General features: G+C 73.1%; 13 protein-coding genes and 1 riboswitch. Of the genes, 1 reads left to right on the forward strand and 12 read right to left on the reverse strand.

Features of this window, described 5'->3' with window-relative positions; translation table 11 throughout:
• Positions 1 to 28: 28 nt before the first annotated feature.
• The 11 genes from CP977_RS13830 to CP977_RS13875 all read right to left on the reverse strand — a co-directional run bounded on the left by CP977_RS13830 (position 29) and on the right by CP977_RS13875 (position 11,392).
• Positions 29 to 1,408: an NAD(P)/FAD-dependent oxidoreductase gene (locus CP977_RS13830; RefSeq protein ID WP_079131174.1), complete on the reverse strand. Its 1,380-nt coding sequence runs from the start codon at positions 1,406 to 1,408 to the stop codon at positions 29 to 31.
• Between the two features lie 413 nt (positions 1,409 to 1,821).
• Complete coding sequence (locus tag CP977_RS13835) at positions 1,822 to 2,736, reverse strand: Ppx/GppA phosphatase family protein (protein ID WP_152370185.1); 915 nt, start codon at positions 2,734 to 2,736, stop codon at positions 1,822 to 1,824.
• Positions 2,733 to 3,407, reverse strand: coding sequence for a DUF501 domain-containing protein (locus CP977_RS13840; protein WP_229991649.1), 675 nt, complete (start codon positions 3,405 to 3,407; stop codon positions 2,733 to 2,735). Before CP977_RS13840 ends, CP977_RS13835 begins: the two co-directional genes overlap by 4 nt.
• 46 nt (positions 3,408 to 3,453) lie before the next feature.
• On the reverse strand, positions 3,454 to 3,924 hold the full coding sequence (locus tag CP977_RS13845; protein ID WP_030215997.1) for an FtsB family cell division protein: 471 nt from the start codon (positions 3,922 to 3,924) through the stop codon (positions 3,454 to 3,456).
• 83 nt (positions 3,925 to 4,007) lie between these two features.
• On the reverse strand, positions 4,008 to 5,294 hold the full coding sequence (gene eno, locus CP977_RS13850; RefSeq protein WP_062754965.1) for a phosphopyruvate hydratase: 1,287 nt from the start codon (positions 5,292 to 5,294) through the stop codon (positions 4,008 to 4,010).
• 334 nt (positions 5,295 to 5,628) lie between these two features.
• The gene (locus tag CP977_RS13855; protein WP_062754963.1) at positions 5,629 to 6,342 is read right to left on the reverse strand and encodes a LysM peptidoglycan-binding domain-containing protein; all 714 of its coding nucleotides are present in this window, start codon (positions 6,340 to 6,342) and stop codon (positions 5,629 to 5,631) included.
• Positions 6,343 to 6,345: 3 nt separating this feature from the next.
• A riboswitch (cyclic di-AMP (ydaO/yuaA leader) is annotated at positions 6,346 to 6,517 on the reverse strand.
• A 258-nt stretch (positions 6,518 to 6,775) separates the two neighbouring features.
• On the reverse strand, positions 6,776 to 7,828 hold the full coding sequence (locus tag CP977_RS13860) for a transglycosylase family protein (RefSeq protein WP_308017210.1): 1,053 nt from the start codon (positions 7,826 to 7,828) through the stop codon (positions 6,776 to 6,778).
• A 160-nt stretch (positions 7,829 to 7,988) separates the two neighbouring features.
• Positions 7,989 to 9,344 carry a cytochrome P450 family protein gene (locus tag CP977_RS13865; protein ID WP_062754955.1) on the reverse strand — a complete coding sequence of 452 codons (1,356 nt, stop codon included), beginning with the start codon at positions 9,342 to 9,344 and terminating at the stop codon, positions 7,989 to 7,991.
• 155 nt (positions 9,345 to 9,499) lie between these two features.
• Entirely contained in the window at positions 9,500 to 9,667 is a 168-nt protein-coding gene (locus CP977_RS34055; RefSeq protein ID WP_167308927.1) for a hypothetical protein, read from the reverse strand.
• A complete protein-coding gene (locus CP977_RS13870) occupies positions 9,664 to 10,641 on the reverse strand; it encodes a nucleoside triphosphate pyrophosphohydrolase (protein ID WP_062754953.1) in 978 nt (325 codons plus the stop codon). The genes CP977_RS34055 and CP977_RS13870 overlap by 4 nt, the downstream gene beginning before the upstream one ends.
• 55 nt (positions 10,642 to 10,696) lie before the next feature.
• Complete coding sequence (locus CP977_RS13875) at positions 10,697 to 11,392, reverse strand: SurA N-terminal domain-containing protein (RefSeq protein WP_152370187.1); 696 nt, start codon at positions 11,390 to 11,392, stop codon at positions 10,697 to 10,699.
• A 261-nt stretch (positions 11,393 to 11,653) separates the two neighbouring features.
• On the opposite strand from CP977_RS13875, the gene CP977_RS13880 reads away from it, so the two are divergent.
• Positions 11,654 to 14,041, forward strand: a complete 2,388-nt coding sequence (locus tag CP977_RS13880) for a YfhO family protein (RefSeq protein ID WP_062754949.1) — start codon at positions 11,654 to 11,656, stop codon at positions 14,039 to 14,041.
• On the opposite strand, the gene CP977_RS13885 is transcribed toward CP977_RS13880, so the two are convergent.
• Complete coding sequence (locus tag CP977_RS13885) at positions 14,001 to 14,615, reverse strand: VanZ family protein (RefSeq protein WP_062754947.1); 615 nt, start codon at positions 14,613 to 14,615, stop codon at positions 14,001 to 14,003. The two genes, CP977_RS13880 and CP977_RS13885, sit on opposite strands and share 41 nt — an antisense overlap.
• Positions 14,616 to 14,673: the final 58 nt, after the last annotated feature.

Consider the following 14,673-nt stretch of genomic DNA (forward strand, 5'->3'; position numbering starts at 1 on the left):
TGCTCCTGCGACTCTTACGGCCGGAGCCTCAGGAGGCCTTGGCCTTCTCCTGCACCGGGGCGGCCGGGGCGGGGGCGGGCTTGGCGGCCTCGTAGAACTCCTCGCGCGGCGACTCGATGGCGCCGAGCGAGACGACCTCGCGCTTGAGGAACATCGCCAGGGTCCAGTCGGCGAAGACGCGGATCTTGCGGTTCCAGGTCGGCATGGCCATGCCGTGGTAGCCGCGGTGCATGTACCAGGCGAGACGGCCCTTGAGCTTGATCTTCACCTTGCCCATGACGATCATGGCGACGCCCTTGTGCAGACCGAGTCCGGCCACCGCGCCCTTGTTGGCGTGGCTGTACTCCTTCTGCGGGAAGCCGCGCATGCCGGCCACCACGTTGTCGCCGAGGACCTTGGCCTGGCGCAGGGCGTGCTGGGCGTTCGGCGGGCACCAGGCGTTCGGGTTGCCCGCGCGGCGGCCGACCATGTCGGGGACCTGGGCGTTGTCGCCCGCGGCCCACGCGTAGTCGAGGCCGTTGATCTGGAGCTTCTCGTTGCAGTCCACGTGGCCGCGGGGGCCGAGCGGCAGACCGAAGCGGGAGAGCGCCGGGTTCGGCTTCACGCCGGCGGTCCACACGATCGTGCTGGAGTCGACCTCCAGGCCGTTCTTCAGCACGACGTGGCCGTCGACGCAGGAGTCCATGGAGGTCTCGAGGTAGATCTCGATCCCGCGGCTCTCCAGGTGCTCCTTGCCGTACTGGCCGAGCTTGGGGCCGACCTCGGGAAGGATCTTGTCGGCCGCGTCGACCAGGACGAAGCGCATGTCCTCGCGCGACACGTTCTGGTAGTACTTCGCGGCGTCCCGGGCCAGGTCCTCGACCTCGCCGATGGTCTCCGCGCCGGCGAAGCCGCCGCCCACGAAGACGAAGGTCAGCGCCTTGCGGCGGACCTCCTCGTCGGTGGTCGAGTCGGCCTTGTCCAGCTGCTCGAGGACGTGGTTGCGCAGGCCGATGGCCTCCTCGATGCCCTTCATGCCGATGCCCTGCTCGGCGAGGCCGGGGATCGGGAAGGTGCGGGAGACGGCGCCCATCGCGATGACCAGGTAGTCGAAGGGCAGCTCGTACGCCTCGCCGACGAGCGGGGCGATCGTGGCGACCTTGCGGTCCTGGTCGATGGTGGTGACCCGGCCGGTGAGCACCTCGGCTCCGCGGACGACGCGTCGCAGCGGGACGACGACGTGGCGCGGGGAGATGCTGCCGGCGGCGGCTTCGGGGAGGAAGGGCTGGTAGGTCATGTACGACCGCGGGTCGACGACCGTGACGGTCGCCTCCGCGTAGCGCATCTTCTTGAGGATGCGCCGAGCTGCGTACAGGCCTACGTACCCGCCGCCTACTACGAGGATCCTGGGACGCTCCGTGGTGCTCATGGGATCGAGTATCCACCCCGTCCGGGGGGTGTGTTCGTGCGCCCCTTCACAAGCTTGGTGGACACCTCTGCTACACTCCGCCGCCCACGTGATCCACGTCATGTTCCTGCAAAGGAACCGGGGTGCAGTGGCGAACGTTGTTCACCCCCCGTGAACTGGTCCGGAGAGCCTCCGTTAACCCTGAACCGGAGGCCCCGTTCACGCGATGGAAACACCGGGCGGATCGGCCTCCGCGCCTGCGAAAGGGCCCTGGGGCGCCCCTCGGAGGGCCCAACGACCCCCTTCGGGCACCCTCAGGGCCCTTTTCCTTGTGAAGAACTTCACGAACTTTCCCGGCGGAAGCCCGTGGGAAGGCTCGATAGCGCCCCTCTATGCGACGCATAGAGCCTTCCCATGGAGGTCCGCGCGGTGCGCTACGCGACCGAGAGGGCGATTCCGTCGAGGATGTCGTGCTCGCTGACGACCACCTCGCGGGCGCCGACGCGCTCGACGATCTCCCGCAGGACGAGCGCCCCGGCGACGATCACGTCGATCCGCCCGGGGTGGATCACGGGGATCGCGGCCCGCTCGTCGTGGGTGGAGGCGAGGAGCCGGTCGGTCACCTCGGCGACCTGCTCGGCGGAGATTTGGGAGTGGTGGACCTTCTCGGAGTCGTACGCGGGGAGGCCCAGGGAGAGGGCGGCGACGGTGGTGACGGAGCCGGCCAGGCCGACGAGGACGTCGGCCGTGTCGATCGGCACGGCCTCGGCGGCCAGGTCGAGCGCGGCCCGGACGTCGGCGCGGATCGCCTCGATCTCCTCGGCGGTCGGCGGGTCGTGGCGGACGTGCCGCTCGGTGAGCCGGACGCAGCCGATGTCCACCGAGCGGGCGGCCTGGACGTGGTCGGTGCCGGTGACGAACTCGGTGGAGCCGCCGCCGATGTCCACGACCAGGTACGTCTCGGTGCCGGGCAGCTCGCAGGTGGCGCCGGCGAAGGAGAACGCGGCCTCCTGGTCGCCGGTGATGACCTCGGGCTCGACGCCGAGGATCTCCACGACCCCGTTCACGAACTCGTCGCGGTTCTCCGCGTCGCGGGAGGCGGAGGTGGCGACGAAGCGGATCCGCTCGGCGCCCAGCTCCTCGATCACGGCGGCGTACTCGCGGCAGGCGGCGAAGGTGCGCTCCAGGGCCTCGAGGGCGAGCCGGCCCGTCCGGTCCACGCCCTGGCCGAGCCGGACGATCGTCATCCGCCGGTCCAGCTCGACCAGCTCGCCCGTCTCCGGGTGCACGTCGGCGACGAGGAGGCGGATGGAGTTCGTACCGCAGTCGATTCCGGCAACCCGGGTCACTTGCCCTCACCCTCGGCGTCGGCGTCGGCGTCGGCGTCGGCGTCGGCGTCGGCGTCGGCGTCGGCGTCGGCGTCGGCGTCGGCGTCGATCGGCTTGAAGGCGAAGTGGCCGTCCCGGTCGCCCTCGACCGTCCAGCCGTCCTCCTCCTTCGGCGCCCCGCACGGGGTGACGCACGGGCCCTTGGCCCACCACTCCGGCAGCATCGCGAGGGCCTCGTCGCCGAACGGGTTCACGCCCGGGCCCGCGACCAGCGAGTGGCCGACGAGGACGTGCAGGCACTTGACCCGGTCCGGCATGCCGCCGGCGCTCGGGAAGCCCTCCAGGACCTCGATGGCGTCGCGGCGGGCGAGGTAGTCCTCGTGCGCGGCCCGGTAGGCGTCGGCCAGCTCCGGGTCGGTGGCGAGCCGGGCCTGCATCTCCTTCATGACCCCGTTGGCCTCCAGGGTGCCGATGGCCGAGGCCGCCCGGGGACAGGTCAGGTAGTACGTGGTGGGGAACGGCGTGCCGTCGGGGAGCCGGGGCGCGGTCTCGACGACGTCCGGCTGCCCGCAGGGGCAGCGGTGCGCGATGGCGCGCAGGCCGCGGGGCGGCCGGCCGAGCTGGAGCTCGAAGGCGGCGACGTCCGCCTCGGTGGGCTCGGTGCGTTCGGTCTGCGGAGGGGGCGTTTGCATGTCTGCCTTGCTTGCCTAGGTCGTCGGTCGTCGGTCGTACGGGAGGTCAGCGGCGGTCGGCGTTGTCCACGCCGTCCCAGAGGTTGTCGTACCAGGGCCGGTCCGCCGCCCCCTGGTCGGCGCGGGGCCGTTGCTCCGCGCCGGGGTCGTTCACGGTGAAGCCGGTCTCGCCGGGGAGCACGTAGTGCAGGTGCTCGCGGGCGAGGCGGCGGACGTAGGCCGGGTCCTGGAGGCGGGCCTTCTCGTCCCTCAGCTCCTGCACCCGCCGGGCGGCCTCGGCGGCCCGGCGCTCCTGCTCGGCGATCTCGCCCTGCTGGGAGACGTAGCTGCGCATGGGGTAGGCGAGGGCCACGACCAGGGAGCAGACGACGAGGGCGAGGAAGGCCGCGCGGCCGGTGAGCCGGGAGCGGCGGGCCTGGCGACGGGTCTGGGAGCGGTAGACACGGGCGGCGGTCTGCTCGCCGAGCAGCCTGAGCCGGGTCGCGGTCGAGAACCGGTCCCGGTCCTTCACGGCCATGTCGTGTCGCCTCCCCTGTTCACGCGGACGTCCCCGCACACGGTACGGGACCGAGTACGGGGACGTACGGATGAGAGCGGGTGTCAGCCCTTGAAGCGCGGGAACGCGCTGCGGCCGGCGTACACCGCCGCGTCGTCGAGGATCTCCTCGATGCGCAGCAACTGGTTGTACTTGGCGACGCGCTCGGAGCGGGCCGGGGCGCCGGTCTTGATCTGGCCGCAGTTGGTGGCGACGGCCAGGTCGGCGATGGTGACGTCCTCGGTCTCGCCGGAGCGGTGGGACATCATGCACTTGAAGCCGTTGCGCTGGGCCAGCTCGACGGCGTCGAGGGTCTCGGTCAGCGAGCCGATCTGGTTGACCTTGACGAGCAGGGCGTTCGCGGACTTCTCCTCGATGCCCCGGGCCAGGCGCTCCGGGTTGGTGACGAACAGGTCGTCGCCGACGAGCTGGACCTTCTCGCCGAGCTTCTCGGTGATGACGTTCCAGCCGGCCCAGTCGTCCTCGAACAGCGGGTCCTCGATGGAGACCAGCGGGTACGCGGCGACGAGCTCCTCGTAGTACTCGGTCATCTCGGCGGCCGAGCGGGCCTTGCCCTCGAACTCGTACTTGCCGTCCTTGTAGAACTCGGAGGCGGCGACGTCGAGCGCGAGCGCGATGTCCTTGCCGGGCACGTAGCCGGCCTGCTTGATCGCCTCGAGGATGAGGTCGAGCGCCTCGCGGTTGGAGCCGAGGTTCGGGGCGAAGCCGCCCTCGTCGCCGAGGCCGGTGGAGAGGCCCTTGGACTTCAGGACGGACTTGAGGGTGTGGTAGACCTCGGTGCCCCAGCGGAGGGCCTCGGAGAAGGACTCCGCGCCGATCGGGGCGATCATGAACTCCTGGATGTCCACGTTGGAGTCGGCGTGCGACCCGCCGTTCAGGATGTTCATCATCGGAACGGGCAGCAGGTGCGCGTTCGGGCCGCCCAGGTAGCGGAAGAGCGGGAGGTCGCTGGCCTCGGAGGCGGCGTGCGCGACGGCGAGGGAGACGCCGAGGATGGCGTTGGCGCCGAGCGAGGACTTGTCCGGGGTGGCGTCCAGGTCGAACATGGCCTGGTCGATCAGGCGCTGCTCGGTGGCGTCGTAGCCGACGAGCTCCGGGCCGATCTGCTCGATGACGGCGAGGACGGCCTTCTCGACACCCTTGCCCTGGTAGCGGTTGGGGTCACCGTCGCGGAGCTCGAGGGCCTCGAACGCACCGGTGGAGGCGCCGGACGGAACGGCAGCACGGCCGGTGCTGCCGTCGTCGAGGCCGACCTCGACCTCGACCGTGGGGTTGCCTCGGGAGTCCAGGATTTCCCGGGCTACGACGACGTCGATGGACGGCACGAGCATCTCCTTCTGGGATGTGACGCTGGATGTGACGCAAGGTCGATGCGGGGTCGCTTGGCCTTGCGACAAGAGCCTAACCGCCCCGGAGGCTCCGACCGGCCGGGCGCCCGCCCCCTGGGACGAAAAAGGACCCGAGGGCACGTATAAGGGGGCGAAGGGGCCCGGATCTACTGATCGGTAACCGTCAGGTGGGCCGCCGGAGGGGTGCCGCGGGGCCCCTCCAAAGGGGGAACCCCGGTCCGGCGCGCACGGGGGAAGGGCGCGCCGGACCGGGGTGGTCACCGCGGGAGGGTCATCGGGGGCGCGTGAGCCGCCGGACTCACGCGACCCGCCGGGCTCACTTCAGGTGGAGCTGCTGGCCCGGGTAGATCAGGTCGGCGTTCTCGACGACGTCCTCGTTGAGCTCGAAGAGCTCGGCCCAGCCGCCCTTGACGCCCTGCGCCTCGGCGATCTTGCTGAGGGTGTCGCCGGCGACGACCTTGTACTCGCCGTCGCCCTTCGCGACCGTCTTGCCGGTCGGGGTGGTGACGGTCTTCTTGGCGGCCTTCGGAGCGGCCTGGCGGTCCTTCTTCGGGGCCTGGCGCTGCTCGCTGCGGGTGGTCGGCTGCTCGGTCGTGCGCTGCTTCTTCTGCTTCGGCTGCTCCTGCTGGGCGCTCTCGGCGGAGCCGCCGTCGTAGGAGGCGCCGGAGAGGCCCACGCCGCAGCTCGGCCAGGCGCCCTTGCCCTGGCCCGCGAGGACCTTCTCGGCGACGGCGATCTGCTGGGACTTCGAGGCCTGGTTGGCGGTGGGGGCGTAGGCGGTACCGCCGTACGCGGCCCAGGTGGAGGCCGAGAACTGGAGGCCGCCGTAGTAGCCGTTGCCGGTGTTGATGGACCAGTTGCCGCCGGACTCGCACTGGGCGACGCGGTCCCACTCGGAGGCGGTGGCGGCCGAGGCGGTGCCCGCGGTCATCAGCGGGGCGGCGACGGCGACACCGGTGACGCCGACGAGCGCGGCGAGCTGGGTGGCCTTGGAGGGACGGCGGTGTTTGCCCTTGACGGAAAACAGCATGGGGATTCTCCTCACCGACGCCTGCGAGGTGAGCTGTCGGGTTCGGGCCGAAGAGTTGCCCGGCCGCGTGTCCTAGCACGCGGCTTCACCCCAAGCCGGTCGTCGGCCGTCTCTCGACGGCCGGGCCCGGCGCTTACCTTGGGTCCCCCGCTCCTGCCTTCGGCGCTTGCGCGACGACTGTTCCCATCGGCCGACGGCAGGATTCGGCGTTTCGGTCGACGGGGCCCGCGGTGGCGAGCGGTGACGACCGTAGACACAGAACCCTCCGAAGTTCAAAGAGGCTCATACGACGAATTTCGCCTCTTCTTGCCCTTCGGAGGGGACTGTTTGCGCAGGTGGGAGATGACGGAAGCGGAGTTTGCGGGCGCGACACGCCAGTTGGGACAAAGAGACCCATGTCTCACTCGTCCGGAAGCGGACATAAGCCCATGAACTACCCGGCTTCCGAGACCGAACCCGGCGTCAGGTCGAGGTTCTGACCAGGGAGGATGAGGTCCGGATCGATGCCCACGGTCCGCTTGTTGGCGTCGTAGAGGGCGGCCCAGCCCCCGGGGAGTTCGTTCGCCTGGGCGATGCCCGAAAGGCTGTCACCCGGACGCACGACGTATTCACCCGAAGAGCCCTGACTGTCCGTTGCGTCCGGATTCTTCGCTTCGCCAGCACCCGGGGCCGATTCGACACCTTCAGGCGAGTTGCCCTTGTCCGAGGCATGTCGCCCGGGTTCAGCAGAGGTGTCCGAGTTGTCGGTTTCCTCCGGAGCCGCCTCGCCCCGGTGCTTGCCCGTGCCGGGCGCGACCGACGCTCCCTCATCTCCCGGAACACCGGGCGTAACAGACGTACCGGGCGTAACGGACTCATCGGGGGCGACGGGGGCCGTCGGGTCGGCCGGAAGCGTCGGGTCCGCCGGGTCCGTCGGGTTCGCCGACCCGGACGGCGCGGACGGCGTGGCGGGGGTGGTCGGCGTGGCGGAGGTGGCCGGCGCGGTCGGGTCGGCGGGGGCCGACGGCGCGGCCGGCGCCGTGGAGGGGGCGGACGGCGTGGCGGAGGACTCCGGGGCCCCGGTGGACGGCGTGGTCGCGGAGGCGCCCGGCGCGCCGGAGTTCCAGGCCGACTCGGGTACGGGCGCCACGGAGGGCGTCGGTGCGGCGGCCGGGCCCGGGTCCACCCCGGTGGGCTTCCCGTCGTTCGTCAGACCGGCGATCGGCGCGCAGGTGCCCCAGGCGTCGCTGCCCCCGGCGAGGGCCTTCTCGGCCACCGCGATCTGCTGGGCGCGGCTGGCCAGGTCGGCGCTGGGCGCGTACGCCAGGCCGCCGTGGCGCTCCCAGTCGCCCTGGGTGAACTGGAGGCCGCCGTACATCCCGTTCCCGAAGTTGGCGGTCCACTGGCCGCCGGACTCGCACTCGGCGACGCGGTCCCAGGTGGCGGCGTCGGCGGCGGACGCGGATCCGGTGGCGAGCAGGGGCAGCGCCATGGCGGATCCGGTCACGCCCGCGGCGACGACGATGGCGGGGGCCTGACGGGGGCGACGGTGTCGTCCGTTCCCGGAACGCATAGGTACGCCTTTCGCGTGACGGCTGAGACTGCGGCGAAACGTAGCGGCATTCGAACGCTCGTCACAAGTCGATGGCCACCCGATCACATGAAGATCACATTTCTGACGGGCCGTCACCGTACGAGAGGGGTACGGACGGGGAGAACTCCACCGGAAGCGTGCGCAAACCGCGCATGATGAGCCCGCCGCGCCACCGCAGTTCGGCCGGATCGGCGGCGAGCCGCAGGTCCGGCAGACGGGTCAGCAGGGTGGCGAGCGCGGTCTGCCCTTCGAGGCGGGCGAGGGGCGCGCCGAGGCAGTAGTGGATGCCGTGGCCGTACCCGAGGTGCTGGTTGTCGCGCCGGGCGAGGTCGAGCACGTCGGGCCCGTCGAACCGCTCCGGGTCCCGGTCGGCGGCGGCCAGCACCACGAGCACCGGGTCGCCCGCCGGGATCTCCTGTCCGCCGATGGTCAGCGCCCGCGTCGCGTACCGCCAGGTCGCCATCTCCACGGGCCCGTCGTACCGCAGCAGCTCCTCGATCCCGGTCTCCAGGAGCCCGGTCTCGCCGGCGGCGAGGGAGTCCTGGAGGAGTCCCCTCTGTCCGGGATCGCGGAGGAGCGCGTACAGCCCGTTCCCGATCAGGTTGACGGTGGTCTCGAACCCCGCGAAGAGAAGGATGAAGGCCATGGCGGCGGCCTCGTTCTCGGTGAGGTGCTCGCCGTGGTCGGAGGCCTTGATGAGCCCCGAGATCAGGTCGTCGCCCGGCTCTTCGCGCTTGCGGTGGATCAGCTCCGCGAGGTAGCCGCGCATCTTCTTCACCGACCGGGCGACGCCGCCGCGCGGGCCTCCGCCGTGGCGGATCATCATCCCGGCCCAGTCCCGGAAGTCGTCCTGGTCCTCCTCGGGCACGCCGAGCAGGTCGCAGATGGCGTAGATGGGGAGCGGGAAGGCGAACTCGTGGATGAGGTCCGCGCTCCCCTTCTCCACGAACGCGTCGATGAGCCGGTCGGTCAACTCCTGGACGCGCGGGGCGAACTCGGCGACCCGGCGCGGGGTGAAGGCCTTCGAGACGAGCCGCCGCAGCCGGGTGTGGTCGGGCGGGTCGATGTTGAGCAGATGGGTCATCAGCTCGGCCTTGCGCTCGCCCGGAATGCCCGTCTTGCCCTTGGCGTGCGGGGACTCGTCGTGGTGCGCCGGGTTCTTGGACAGCCGCTGGTCCGCGAGGGCCTGCCGGGCGTCCGCGTACCGCGTCACGAGCCAGGCCTCGACCCCGCTGGGCAGCGTCGTCCGGTGCACGGGCGCGTGCTCCCGCAGCCAGGCGTAGGCGGGGTACGGATCGGTGGCGAACTCCCAGGTGAAGAGCTCGGGCGCGGGGTCCTGGGCGGGGGCGTGGGAGGGGCCCGGTGCGGGAGCGCGGGAGAAGTCCTGGGCGGGGTCGGGCTCGGGAGTCGGGGCGGTGCTGTCACTCACCCCCCGACGGTACAGCGCGCCCCGGGGCGCCCCGGCGGGTGTACGGGCGCCGGCCGCCGTCCCGTACGACCTGCCCCTGTCTCGTACAAGAGGAGGACGTATAAGGGGACGCCCCGCGCGAAGGCGGCATACAAGAGGACGGCCCGCGCGGAACCTCAGCCCTCGCGCCGGCGGCGCACCGCCCGCCGCACCAGCAGGCCCACGAGCAGGACCGCGCCCGCGCCGGAGACCGCCCGGTCCCAGCCGGGGGTACCGGTGCTCGCCGCGTCCCAGGCGAAGACCACCAGAAGCAGGACGAGACCGCCCGCGGGGGCCGCCTTCACAGCCCCTCCGCCGTCCGGATCGCGTCCCGGTACGTCCGGGCCGCCGCCCGCAGCGCCGTCTCCGGGTCGACGCCCGCCGCCTCCGCGCGGGCGGCGAGGGCGAGGAGTTCGTAGCCGATGCCGCCGTCCCCCGGAAGGCCCCCGTCCGCCGGGAGGTCCACGTCGAGACCGGCCGCGCGCACCCGGCCCGCCAGCTTCGCGGCGAGCGCGAGGCCGGGCTGCCCGAGCGGCACGCCGTCGGTGACGGACTCCCGCCGCTTCTCGACGGCCTTGGTCCGCTGCCAGTGCGCGTGGACGTCCTCGGGGGTCTCGGCGGTCGCGTCCCCGAAGACGTGCGGGTGGCGGTGGATCAGCTTCTCGACCAGGGTCCCGGCCACGTCGTCCACGGAGAACGGCTCCTCGGGGTCCTCCTCGGCGATCCGGGCGTGGAAGACGACCTGGAGCAGGACGTCGCCCAGCTCCTCCCGGAGCGCGGTCCGGTCCTCGTCCTCGATGGCCTCGACCAGCTCGTACGCCTCCTCGATGGCGTACTTCACGAGCCCCTCGTGGGTCTGCGCGGAGGTCCAGGGGCACTCGCGCCGGACCCGGTCCATGACCTGGACGAGGTCGAGGAGCCGGGCGCCGGGCAGGTCGTACGAGCCGGGGAGCAGTTCGAGCTCCGGCATCGCGATCCGGCCGGAGCCGGCGAGCCGGGCGAGGCCGTCGGTGAGGCGCCGGTCGCCCTCGCCGGAGGCGAGCAGCAGGACCGTGCGGCCTCCGGCGCAGGCCTCGACCAGCTCCTCGGCGGTGGGCAGGGCGTGCTCGACGGAGACGCCCGCCTCCCGCAGGTACGGCAGCTGGGGGTGGTGCTCGTCGGGGCAGAGTACCCGGTCCGCGGCGCGCAGCGCCTGCCAGGCGGGCCAGGACAGGAGTCCGGGGGCCACGCGGTGGCTGGCGGTGAGCAGGACGACGCGGCCGGGGCTTTCGGAAGTCACGCCCCGAACCTACCCGGACCTGCCCGTAGGCAGGCACCGGCCCCGGAAGCCGGCCTCAGGCCCCCGCACCCGCCGCGTTCGGGTCCTGGCTGATCCGGCGCAGCCACGGCGGGGTGGCGGTGGCCAGCTGGATCTGGGCGTCGTCCCAGGCGCCGTAGCGCGGGTTCACGTCGATGCCGAGGTCCTTGGAGGCGGCGGTGAAGACGTCCGTCAGCTTCTTCTGGCCCTCGGGGCTGTCGTCGGCGCCCACCTCGGCCGCGATCTTGTTGAGGAGAACGTTTCGGCGGACGACGCCGTCGATCTGGTCGGGGGCGACGCCCTGCTCCTGGAGGAGGGCCGCGGCGAGCCGGTCCTCGCCGCCGCTCTGGCGGACGAAGGCGGTGCGGGTCCGCTGGAGCTCGGCGCGGCTGGCGGTGACGCCGTGGTCGCGGGCGACCTCCTCGACGACCTGGTCGAAGATCATGCTGTTGAGCTTGCGGCGGTCGAGGTCGCCGGTGGCCGCGACGAGCTGCGCGGACTCCGGGGAGGCCGCCTGCGCGTCCCGGACGTCCTTCACCTGCGCCTGGAGGCTGGCGACGTCGATGCGTTCGCCGCCGACGACGGCCGCGGCCCCCGGGTGCGCGTCGCTGCCGCAGGCGGTGAGCAGCGGGGCCGCGACGAGGAGCGCGGCGGAGACGGCGAGCGCGGTGCGGCGGGGTGTGCGGGGCTGCTGCGTGCGACGGTACGTGTGGGGCTGCGTGCGGCGGTGCAAAGGAGCCTCCCGGGCTGGTCGTGCGTCAGTTGGACGACCTTGCGGTGATCGATGGTAGGGAGTCGCCGGGGCCGGAGCCACCACTTCGGAGCGACTGTTTCCCCCAACGACTCACCCGTCACCCGGGTGTCGGCCCGCCCCACGCGTTCCTCCCGCCGCCCGTACCCCACGGGGGCCGTGGGTGACCTCCGGGCGACCATCGCGTGAACTGCCTTCCCGGCCCCCGGTTTCGCCCGTTTTCGCTGGCATATTCGACCCGTCATGCCGAAGAACAGCCGCGCGTGCCTCCTGGCCGCCCTCCTCTCCGTCGTCGCCGTCTGCGGCGGGGACGCCGTCGCCCGGGTCTTCCCCTTCGGGCCGCGCCACCGGGCCGTGAACGACCTCGCCAACCAGTTCGTGCCGTTCCACGCGCACCTGTGGGACCTGCTGCGGGGCCGGGCGGACGGCGGGCTCCTGTTCGACTGGCGGGCGGGCTGGGGGACGAGCTTCCTGCCCGACTACGGCACGTACCTGTCGAGCCCGTTCGCCCCGCTGGTGGCGCTCCTCCCGCGCGGGGACGTCGAGTACGCGGTGTACGCGATCACGGTCCTGAAGACGGCGGTCGCGGCGGCGGCGACGGCGTTCCTGCTGCGCCGCCTCGGCCCGGGGGCCTGGTGGTGGGCGGCGGTGCTGGGCGCCTCGTACGCGCTGTGCGGCTGGTCGCTGGCGGAGGGCACGTACAACCCGATGTGGCTGGACGGCCTGATCGCCTTCCCGCTGCTCTGCCTGGTGGGCGAGTGGGTGCGGGAGGGGCGGCGGCCGCTGCTGGGCCCGCTGGTGGTGGCGGTCTGCTGGTGCGCGAACTTCTACACGGCGTACATGGCGACCCTGGGCGCGGCCCTGGTCCTGCTGGTCCGCCTGGCGGCGACGGACTCCTTCCGGGTGCGGACCCTGGGGCGGGCGGCGGTGACGACGGGGATCGGGGTGGGCCTCGCGGCCCCCCTGCTCCTCCCGGTGCTCCTCGGCTCCCGGCAGGCCCACCCGGGCCTGGTGCGGGAGTTCGCGCCGGTGGCCGGGACGGACTTCCTCGCCCGGCTGCTGCCGGTGACGTACGGCTTCGCGACCCCGGCGGCCTTCGTCTGCACGGCGGTCCCGCTGCTCGCGGGGACCCTGCTGTTCCGCCGGGACGTGCCGGGCCGGGAGCGGTGGCTGTGGCCGGGGCTGTGCGCGGCGGTGGCGGCGTCGATGCAGTGGGGTCCGACGCATCTGCTCTGGCACGCCTTCGCGACGCCGAACGGCAGCCCGTACCGGCAGACGTTCGTCCTCTCCGGGGTCCTGGTCCTGACGGCCTGGACGGCACTGACGCGCGGCGGCGGGCCGTCCGCCGATCGGCGCGCGGTGGCCGACGGAACGAAGTCGGTCGCGGCCCACGACGCCCCGGCCGGCGTCCTTCCGGGCCGCCGCGCGGTGGTCGGCGGTTCGGCGGTCGTCCTGGTCCTGGCGCTCGCCGCGCTGCCGAGCCCGGTCCTCACCCCCTGGGCACTCGTCCTCGCGGGCGCGGGCCTCGCGGCCGTGGCGGCGGCCCTGCTCCTCCCCCGCCGGGGCCGGTACGGCGTGCTGGCCGCGTTCCTCGTGACGGGCACGCTGCTCGGCCAGGCGGCGGCGACGACCGCGTACGCGGACCGGGAACGGCTCGTGCGGCTCGACGACTACCCGCCGCTCGGCCCGGAACAGGAACGGCGGGCGGCGGCCCTGGCGGCGGCGGACGGCTGGCCCGCGTACCGCACGGACCCGGGCCTGCCCCGGATCGCGGGCAACGACCCGCTCCTCCTGGGCGGGCAGGGCGCCGCGTACTACAGCAGCCACACCCCGGCGGTCCTCACGGCGACGCTCGACGCGCTCGGCGGCGGCTGGACATCGCGGGGCCGGAACCTCCAGGGCCTGGACAATCCGGTGACGGACGCGCTGTTCGGGGTGGGCGCGCGCTGGCGGGACGGCGGGGTGGTCCGTACGGACACGCGCCTGCCGCTGGTGACGGTACGGCCGCCGGGCCCGCCCCCGGTCCACGGCCGCTCGCCCTTCCGGAACCAGGAACTCCTGCTCGGCTCCCGGGTGTACGAGGCTCCGCACGCGGGCGCGTGCCGGGTCGGTACGGAGGTGTTCCTCTGGGCCCCGGACGCCACGGGCCCGGCCCGCCTGGGCGAGCGCGAGGTCCGGCTCCTGGGCGGCCGGCCGAAGCGGCAGGCGGCGATGGTGTCCCTGGGCCTCCAGCGGACCCCCGGCCTGCGGCCGTCCCTCCCGGGCCCCGGCGAGCTGGGCTGCCTGGACCACGAGCGGCTGCGGGCGGCGGTCGCGGCCCTGCGCGCCCGCGCGGCGACCTCGGTCGAGGTCACCCCGTCCGGGATACGGGCCGTCCTCCCGCCGGGCGGCGGCACGGCGGTCGTGGCGGCCCCGCAGATAGCGGGCTGGCGCTGCGAGGACGCCGAACCGGCCCCGTACGGCGGCCTCCTGGCGGTCCCCCTCGGCTCCGGCCGCACGGAACTGGCCTGCTCCTTCCGCCCACCGGGGCTGCGGGCGGGGCTCGCGGCGGGGGCGGCGGCGGGGCTGGTCCTGCTGTTCCGCGTCGGGCTCAGGTCCTTCCGCCGGCGCGGGAGGGCCTCGGCAGGGTGAGCCGCCGCGCCCGCGTCCTCCCGGTCCAGCGCCGGACGAGGAAGGCGCCCAGGGCGGCCCCGGCGGTGTTGAGGAGGACGTCGTCGACGGACGAGACGCGGCCCAGCGAGAGCACGTACTGCGCCACCTCGACGATGAGGGAGAACACCGCGCCGGCCAGGGAGGTCTTGAGCACGCGCCGGCGGCCCGACCACAGGAACGCGACGGCCGCGCCGAAGGGGACGAGCAGCAGGACGTTGCCGACGAGGTTGACGGCCCGGACGTCCGAGAGGTCCAGGTCGGCGTGGGCCGACGCGTCCAGGATCTCCCGGAACGGGACGGCCGAGATCCGGCTCTCCGCCCCGTACCCGTGCGAGAGCGTGACGAGCAGGAACGGGACGAGGGCGAGCAGCGCCACGGCACCGAAGACGGCTCTTCCGCCCGCCGCCCCCGCTCCGGGGGTCGGCGCGCGCCACACCGACTCCCGCGCCTCCCGTGCCTCCCGCGTCTCCTTGCGCGCCTGGCGGACGCCGATCACGGCGGCGCACGCCGTCGCGCAGACGGAGAGGAGGACTCCTCCTCCGTGTATGGCCAACAGAACCCTCCCGGACGATCTCTCCCGCCGGGTACCCGGACATCCGGGGTCCAAGCCC

This window comes from Streptomyces cinereoruber (assembly GCF_009299385.1).
In the GTDB taxonomy this organism is placed as follows: domain Bacteria; phylum Actinomycetota; class Actinomycetes; order Streptomycetales; family Streptomycetaceae; genus Streptomyces; species Streptomyces bikiniensis.